Origin of the sequence: Micrococcus sp. MS-ASIII-49, from assembly GCF_000946635.1 — a bacterium.
Lineage (GTDB): Bacteria > Actinomycetota > Actinomycetes > Actinomycetales > Micrococcaceae > Micrococcus > Micrococcus luteus.
The window spans coordinates 1-7666 of the sequence record NZ_JXSP01000039.1; the positions used below are offsets into that span (position 1 = coordinate 1).

The following is a 7666-nucleotide window of genomic DNA, read 5'->3' on the forward strand; positions in this document are numbered from 1 at the left end:
GGCCGGGGCCCGGGCGGGCGCGGCCCCCGCAGCCGTGGCCCGGCGGCTGGCCCACAGCCTCGAGGCGGACGTGGACGCGGCCCGGGCCCGCCGCTCAGCCGCGGCGGGGCCGGGCGCGACGTCCCGACTGCTGCAGTGGCTGCCCCTGGGCGGCCTCGGCCTCGCGTGGCTGCTCGGCACCTCCCCGTGGGACCTGGTCCGCTCGCCCTTCGGCGCCGTGGTCGCCGCGGTGGGGCTGCTGTTCTGGCTGGCCGGGCGGTCCTGGACGCGCCTGCTGCTGCGTTCGGCCGCGCGCGAGCCGGCGGCCGTGGGCGCCGCCGTCGTGCTGGACGTGCTGGCGGCGCTGCTCAGCGCCGGCCGATCCCTGCCCGCCGCGCTGGACGACCTCGGCCGGACCCTGCCGGGCGCCCGCGACCTGCGCGCCACGGCGGCGCTGCTGCTCTGGGGCCGGGACTGGGACGAGGCGTGGGCGGGCCTCGACACGGACCCGGTGTGGACCGAGACCGCCGCCCGACTGCGACCGCTGCACCGGTCCGGGATGGCCGGCGCCCGCACGCTGGCCGAGACCGCCGCTGCCGTCCGTCAGCAGACCCGGCGGGCCGACGAACGGGCGGCCGAGGAGCTCGCCGTGCGCCTGGTGATGCCGCTGGGGCTGTGCCTGCTGCCCGCCTTCGTGTGCTGGGGCGTGGTGCCCGTCGTCATGGCCCTGCTCGGGGCGGGACCGGGCTGAGGCCGTGGCGACGCCAGGGCGTCCGGTCCTGCACAGGGCCCCGATCGCCCCGGCCCATCCCCGGATCCGCATCGCCCCCGGCGCGCGGGCCCCGGAGCGGGCCAGCCTGGGACCAGCGGCCCGGCCGGGCCGTCACCACCGCCCCGCACCGCGGGGCCCACTCCAGGAGGACCACCATGACCCACCGCTCCCACACCGCCCAGCCCGCCGTCACCCGCCCCAGCGACCGCGACCGCCTCGCCCGCGTCGTCGACGCCGCGGGCGAGGAGACCGGCGCGATCACGGCCGAGTACGGCATCCTCACGCTCGCCGCCGTGGGCTTCGCGGGCGTGCTGGCCGTCGTGCTCACCAGCCCGGACGTGCAGTCGCTGCTCGTGGACCTCGTCACCGGGGCGCTCCAGCGTGACTGAGCACCCGGCCTCCGCCCCGCCGTCCGCGCGCCGCCCGGGCGCCCGGACGGCGGGGCGGCCCCGGGCGCTCCGGGGCGGCGAGACCGGGGCCGTCACCGCCGAGTACGCGGTGCTGCTGCCCGTGATCGCATTCGTGCTCGTATCCGTCCTGCTGGCCGGCGCCGCCGCGGTGCAGCAGGTGCGGGGTCAGGACGCGGCGGCGTCGGCCGCCCGCATCCTCGCCCGGGGCGACGACGAGGCGGCGGCCCGGGACGCGGTGGCGCGCATGGCCGGCGACGATGCCTCGCTCTCGCACACCGTCGAGGGCGGGTGGGTGACCGTCGAGGTCGTCCAGCCCGGCCCCGGGCCGCTCGCCTGGGCCGAGGTGCTCACCCTCACCGCGCACGCCGCCGCCCCCGACCAGCGGCCCGGAACGCCCGCCGCTTCGCCGGAGGACCGGTCATGACCCGCGGGAGGGCGCCCGCGCGGGGCGAACGAGGCTCGGGCACCGTGTCCGTCCTGGGCACGGCCGCCCTGGGGGCGGGGCTGCTGCTGGCGGTCGCGGCGCTGGGGCAGGCCTCGGTCACCGGCGCCCGGGCGGCCGGGGCCGCCGACCTGGCGGCGCTCGCCGCCTCCGACGCCCGGCGCGGGCTCTCCGACCATGAGCCGTGCGCGCTGGCCGGGCGGACCGCCGCACGCAACGGGGCCGCCGTCGTGGCGTGCGAGGTGCGCGAGGACGGGACCGTGCGCGTCGCGGTCGAGCTCGCCCGCGCCCCGCTGCCGGCGGCCACGGCCGACGCCGTCGCGGGCCCGCCGCGGTCTCAGGCCCCGGGCGCCGCGTCCGTGGCCCCGCCGGAGGAGGCGCCGCCCGAGCCGTCGGTCGAGGCGTCCGCCGGGACGAGGTGATCGGCGTGGTCCATCAGGAACCGCAGGACGGTCAGCGCGCCGGCCTTGTCCAGTGGGCTGTTGCGATTGCCGCACTTGGGGGACTGCACACAGGACGGGCAGCCCTCCGCGCACTCGCACGCCGCGATGGCCCCCGCCGTCGCCTCGACCCAGCGCCGCGCCTGCTCGAAGCCGCGCTCGGCGAAGCCCGCCCCGCCGGGCCGGCCGTCGTAGACGAACACGGCGGGGGAGCCGGTGTCCGGATGCAGGACCATCGAGACGCCGCCGATGTCCCAGCGGTCGTTCGAGGCGACGAGCGGCATCATGCCGATCATCGCGTGCTCGGCCGCGTGCAGGGCGCCGGGCAGGCGATCCGTGGTCAGTCCCGCGGCGATGAGCTCGTCCGAGGCTGCCTGGAACCACACCGCGGAGGTGAACAGGTCCCGTGCCGGCAGGTCGAGGGGCTCCTCGCCGAGCACCTCCCCGGAGACCAGGGCCTTGCGCTGGAAGGACACCACCTGGGTGCGGACCTGCACGTCCCCGAGGCACCAGCGCAGGGTGCCCGCGCGCGCGTCCAGGCGGCGGTGCACCGCCACGATCTCGATCTCCGTGACGTCCCGGGCCTGCGTGGTGAAGTCCGGCCAGGCGCGCGTGACGACCACCGCGTGCGCGTCCTCGTCCAGCTCCTCCACGAGGTACGTGCGGTCCTGGTGCACGTACACCGCGCCGGGATGCGCCTGGTAGTGGGTCTGGGGCGAGTCCATCGTGCCCAGCAGGGCACCGGACTCGGCGTCGATGATGTCCATGGGCCCGCCGCCGTCGTCCCGCAGGGAGACCATGCCGGCGGCGTGCTCGGGGTGCGTCCAGAACCAGCCGGCCGGCCGACGGCGCAGCAGCCCCTGCTCGACCAGCACGTCCAGCAGGGCGCGCACCCGCTCCGGCTCCCCGAACCAGCCGAACGCCTCGGGCGTGATCGGCAGCTCGGCGGCGGCCGCGCACAGCTGCGGGCCGAGCAGGTGCGGGTTCTCCGGGTCCACCACGGTGTCCTCCACGCCCAGGTCGAACACGGCCTCCGGGTGGTCCACCACGAAGGTGTCCAGGGGGTCGTCCGAGGCCACGAAGAACGCGAGCGCGTCCTGGCCGCCGCGCCCGGCGCGGCCGATCTGCTGGAAGAACGACGCGCGGGTGCCCGGCCAGCCGGCCACCACCACCGCGTCCAGCCCCGCGACGTCGATGCCCATCTCCAGCGCCGGCGTCGAGGCCATGCCCAGCAGCCGACCCGAGCGCAGGTCCGCCTCCAGCTCCCGCCGCTCCTCGGGCAGGTAGCCCGAGCGGTAGGCCGCGATCCGGGTGCCGAGCCCCGGCTCGACCTCCTCGAGCTGCCGCTTGGCCGCGCTCGCGATGGCCTCGGCCCCGCGCCGCGAGCGGATGAACGCCAGCGTGCGGACCTGCTGCAGGGCCAGGTCCGTGACCAGGTCGGCGGCGGCGGCCATCGCCGAGCGCCGGACGGGCGCGCCGTTCTCGCCCCGACGGTCCGTCAGCTCCGGCTCCCAGAACGCCACGGTGACCGCCCCGTGCGGGGACGCATCCTCGGTGACGGCCGTGGCCGGCGCCCCGATCAGTCGGGCGAAGTGCCCGGCCGGGTCCGCCGACGTCGCCGACGCCCCGATGAACACGGTCTCCGGCCGGTCCCCGCGGTAGTGGGCGGCGATGCGCCGCAGCCGGCGCAGCAGGATGCCCACCTGCGAGCCGAAGACGCCCCGGTACGTGTGCGACTCGTCCACCACCACGAACGCCAGGTTCCGGAAGAACGCGGCCCACCGCTCGTGGTGCGGCAGGATCCCCACGTGGAGCATGTCCGGGTTGGTCATGAGCACGCTGGCGTGCTCGCGGGCCCAGACCCGGTCCTGCGGTGCGGTGTCGCCGTCGTAGGGGGCCGAGCGCAGCCCCGGGGCGCCGTCCCGCTCGAGGGCCCGCCAGGAGGTCAGCTGGTCCGCCGCGAGGGCCTTGGTGGGGGCGAGGTAGAGCGCGGTGGCCCGGGGGTCGGCGGCCAACCGGGTGCCGACCGCCAGCTGGTAGCCCAACGACTTGCCCGACGCCGTGCCCGTGGCGAGCACGGTGTGCGTCCCCGCGCCGGCCAGGGCCGCGGCCCGCACCTGGTGCAGCCACGGCCGCTCGACGCCGCGCGCCGCGAACGCCCTGACCAGGCCCTCCGGAGCGTCCGCGGGCCAGTCCGTGTGCCGGGCCTGCCGTGCGGGCAGCTCGGTGACGTGGCGGATCTGCTCGGGCAACCCGGTCCGACCCAGCGCCGCACGGAGTCCGGCCCCCGCCGGGGTGTCCGGGCGCAGGTCGCCGGGTGCCGTGACGGACAGCCCGGCCACGACGTCGGCCACCACCTCACCGACGGGCTGCGGCTCCGGTCCGGAGGAGTCCGGGGCGGCGTCGTCGACGGGCGGCGCGGCGTCCGCCGTGCCGGGCGGCCCCCAGCCGCCCGCGGGATCCGCCCAGGGATCGTGCTCCGGCAGGTGGCCGGTCACGCCCCCATGGTGCCGGTGTGCTCGGCGGTGGGGTTGTCCTCGGCCAGGCCGCGACCCCAGATGGACACGGGGCCGAGGTCGGTCCAGGCCAGGTGGCGGTACAGCTTCTGGCCGTCCGGGGAGGCGACGAGCAGGCCGCGGCTGATCTCACCCTCGCTCATGACCTCGGAGGTGAGGTAGCGCATCACGAGGGAGCCGAGGCCGCGGCGACGGTGGTTCGGGGACGTCCAGATCCGGTCGTAGACGGCGGTGCCGTCCTCCTCGGTGACCCAGCCGAGGGCGGCGAGCTCCTCCTCGCCCTCGGGCGCGGTCGAGGCGCCGACGGCCAGGATGCGCAGGCGACGGCTGCCCTCCATCGGCTGGTCCACGCGGGCCTCATAGCCCTCGGGCAGCAGCGGGGGCTCCACGTCCTGCAGCTCGGGGTCCATGTCCATGGTCATGAAGCGCTCCGGCTCGGCCTGGGCCTTCAGACCCATGGCCTTGGGGTCCTCGCCGGCGTCGCCGAACACGGTGAGCAGGATCTGCTCCTGGTCCCGCACCGCCTCGCGCAGGTCCTCCAGCTCCGCGCGGGAGGGGTTCACCACCACGTGCTCCCACGTGGCCGGCACGTCCACCGTGGCGCGACCGGAGCCGCCGGGGATCATGTGGGCGGGGCGGGGGGTGCGCAGGGCCGCGCGTCGCCCCGCCTCCTGGCTCGTGCGGTAGCCGCGCGATCGCGACCAGGCCGCGAACCAGATGTCGACCAGTGCCGGATCCAGATGCTCAGTCATGTCTGAAGGGTAAGGCGTGAGGCCGGTGCGGGCCAGGCCCCGCCCGTCCCTCACGGCCGTCACGTCCGGGGTCGCGCACTAGCCTGGACCTCGATGAGCACCGCCGCCCTCTCCCGCATCACGCTGTACTACCGGTTCACCCCGCTCGCCGACCCCGAGGCGGTGCGGCTGTGGCAGCGCACGCTCGCCGCGTCCCTCGGCCTGACCGGCCGGATCATCGTGTCGCCGCAGGGGATCAACGGGACCGTCGGCGGGCCGGTCGACGCGGTCAAGCGCTACGTGCGCGGCACGCGGGAGCATCCGGCGTTCCGGGACCTCGAGGTGAAGTGGTCGGACGGCTCGGCGGCGGACTTCCCCCGCCTCTCCGTCAAGCTCAAGCCCGAGCTCGTCGCGTTCGGGGCCCCCGAGCGCGTCACCGTGGACGCGGACGGGGTCGTCGGCACGGGGGAGCGGCTCACCCCCGCTCAGGTGGACGCGCTCGTCGCCGAGCGCGCCGGCAGCGCGAACCCCGTGCGCTTCCTCGACGGCCGCAACACGGTGGAGGCGGCCATCGGCCGCTTCGACGGGGCCGTGGTCCCGGACGCGCACACCACCCGCGACCTGCTCGCCGCCGTCGACTCCGGGGCCCTGGACCACCTCAAGGACGCGCCACTGATCACCTACTGCACGGGCGGCGTGCGCTGCGAGGTCCTCTCCGCCCTGCTCAAGGACCGCGGCTTCGCTGAGGTCTACCAGCTCGACGGCGGCATCGTCCGCTACGGCGAGGCCCGCGGCGACGCCGGACTGTGGCGGGGCGAGCTGGCCGTGTTCGACCGACGCCTGTCCACCCGCTTCACCGCCGACGCCGAGACCATCGGCCGGTGCGTCACGTGCGAGGCCCCGACCTCGGCGCTGCGCAACTGCGCCGACCCGGCCTGCACCACGCTCGAGGTCCGCTGTGCGGCCTGCGCCGTCGACGACCCCGAGCGCCGCTGCCCCGTCTGCGTCCACCACCCCCACCCCGCCGAGAGGACCGAGGCATGAGTCCCGTCCCGACACCCCCGTCGCCCCCCGCCCCGCGGCTGACCCCGGCCACGGCCGTGGCCCTCGCCGCGGACCTGGCGGCCCTGCCGTTCACGACCGCCGCCGTCGAGGGGCTGCTCGGACCCGTGGCCACGCTCGCCCTGGACCGCGAGCACGCCGAGGCCGCCCGCCGCGTCGTCGCCGGTCACCTGGCGGGCCCCGGCCGGCACGACGACGCAGCCGGCCCCGGCGACCGGCACGGCACGCGGGGCCTCGCCGCCGCCGTCGGGGCCTGGCTGCTCGGCGACCCCGTCCCCGCCGCCGACCTCGACGCCGCGCTGCCCAGCCTCGGTCTGGCCGGGGCCGTGGCGGCCGGGCTCATCGTCGAGGGGCCGGACGGGCGCGTGCGCGGCGCGGTGGACCTCTCGCCGTACGACGCGGACGAGCCGGGCCGGATGTGGATCGCCTCGGACCTGACGGCCCTGCAGCGGCGCGGCCCGCTGCCTCCCGAGCACGTGCTCGGCATCGGTCGGGCCTCCCTCACGCTCGCCGGCGCCACGCAGCGCCGTCCCGTGGCCCGCGCCCTGGACGTGGGGGTGGGCTGCGGGATCCAGACCCTGCACCTGCTCGCCCACGCCGACCACGTGACCGCCACGGACCTCTCCGAGCGCGCCCTCGCCTTCACCCGGTTCAACCTGCTGCTCAACGCGGACGTGCTCGGCCTCGACCGGGAGCGGCTCGAGGACCGGGTCCGGCTGGCGGCCGGCGATCTGCTGGCGCCGGTGGCGGGGGAGCGGTTCGACCTCGTGGTCTCGAACCCGCCGTTCGTGATCACCCCGCGCACGGACCCGGACGCGCCCGTGCTGACCTACCGCGACGGCGGCCGCGAGGGCGACCGGATCGTCGCGGAGCTGATCGCGGCCCTGCCGGACGTGCTCGCCGAGGGCGGCACCGCGCAGCTGCTCGCCAACTGGGAGATCCCGGCGGGGGACACCACCGACGCCGACACCGCACCGTGGAACGCGCGCCCGCGTTCGTGGGTGGCGCCGGGGATGCAGGCCTGGTTGCTCCAGCGCGACCGGCAGGACCCCGCGGGCTACGCGGAGACGTGGCTGCAGGACTCCTCGCTCGAGCTCGACCCGCCCGCCTATGAGGCCGCCTACCGCGGGTACCTGGAGGACTTCGACGCCCGCGGCGTGGCCGGGGTCGGCTTCGGACACGTGTGGCTGCGTCGGCCCGCCGCGGACGGCTCCCAGGGCCGGGGGTGGGTGGTCGCCGAGGAGCTGACCCAGCCCGTGGACGAGGCCCTCGGCGCCGCGTGGGCCGCCGCCGTCGCCCGCCGGGACCGGCTCG

The 7666-nt window shown here is 77.1% G+C and carries 8 protein-coding genes; 6 read left to right on the forward strand and 2 right to left on the reverse strand.

The features are described 5' to 3' along the window. The 4 genes from SJ20_RS02810 to SJ20_RS02825 form a co-directional block, all read left to right on the forward strand. A partial coding sequence (locus SJ20_RS02810; RefSeq protein ID WP_165577052.1) for a type II secretion system F family protein occupies positions 1-730 on the forward strand: 730 nt, incomplete at its 5' end. A 176-nt stretch (positions 731-906) separates the two neighbouring features. After that, positions 907-1140, forward strand: coding sequence for a DUF4244 domain-containing protein (locus tag SJ20_RS02815; RefSeq protein ID WP_044658881.1), 234 nt, complete (start codon positions 907-909; stop codon positions 1138-1140). Next, positions 1133-1585: a TadE family type IV pilus minor pilin gene (locus tag SJ20_RS02820; RefSeq protein ID WP_044658882.1), complete on the forward strand. Its 453-nt coding sequence runs from the start codon at positions 1133-1135 to the stop codon at positions 1583-1585. The genes SJ20_RS02815 and SJ20_RS02820 overlap by 8 nt, the downstream gene beginning before the upstream one ends. Further along, positions 1582-2025 carry an Rv3654c family TadE-like protein gene (locus tag SJ20_RS02825; RefSeq protein ID WP_044658883.1) on the forward strand — a complete coding sequence of 148 codons (444 nt, stop codon included), beginning with the start codon at positions 1582-1584 and terminating at the stop codon, positions 2023-2025. Before SJ20_RS02820 ends, SJ20_RS02825 begins: the two co-directional genes overlap by 4 nt. Here the strand turns inward: SJ20_RS02825 and SJ20_RS02830 are convergent. Further along, on the reverse strand, positions 1941-4541 hold the full coding sequence (locus tag SJ20_RS02830) for a DEAD/DEAH box helicase (RefSeq protein WP_044658884.1): 2601 nt from the start codon (positions 4539-4541) through the stop codon (positions 1941-1943). The genes SJ20_RS02825 and SJ20_RS02830 overlap by 85 nt on opposite strands. Then, positions 4538-5311, reverse strand: a complete 774-nt coding sequence (locus tag SJ20_RS02835) for a GNAT family N-acetyltransferase (RefSeq protein WP_020626505.1) — start codon at positions 5309-5311, stop codon at positions 4538-4540. The genes SJ20_RS02830 and SJ20_RS02835 overlap by 4 nt, the downstream gene beginning before the upstream one ends. Positions 5312-5404: 93 nt before the next feature. On the opposite strand from SJ20_RS02835, the gene SJ20_RS02840 reads away from it, so the two are divergent. Together SJ20_RS02840 and SJ20_RS02845 are read left to right on the forward strand one after the other, a co-directional pair. Continuing rightward, positions 5405-6334 carry a rhodanese-related sulfurtransferase gene (locus SJ20_RS02840; protein WP_044658885.1) on the forward strand — a complete coding sequence of 310 codons (930 nt, stop codon included), beginning with the start codon at positions 5405-5407 and terminating at the stop codon, positions 6332-6334. Continuing rightward, on the forward strand, positions 6331-7666 hold a 1336-nt coding region (locus tag SJ20_RS02845), incomplete at its 3' end, for a methyltransferase (protein WP_044658886.1). The genes SJ20_RS02840 and SJ20_RS02845, both read left to right, overlap by 4 nt.

Coding starts and splice junctions, on each gene's coding strand:
- SJ20_RS02840 (WP_044658885.1), top strand. CDS start 5,405: ATGAGCACCGCCGCCCTCTCCCGCATCACGCTGTACTACCGGTTCACC.
- SJ20_RS02835 (WP_020626505.1), bottom strand. CDS start 5,311: ATGACTGAGCATCTGGATCCGGCACTGGTCGACATCTGGTTCGCGGCC.
- SJ20_RS02815 (WP_044658881.1), top strand. CDS start 907: ATGACCCACCGCTCCCACACCGCCCAGCCCGCCGTCACCCGCCCCAGC.
- SJ20_RS02825 (WP_044658883.1), top strand. CDS start 1,582: ATGACCCGCGGGAGGGCGCCCGCGCGGGGCGAACGAGGCTCGGGCACC.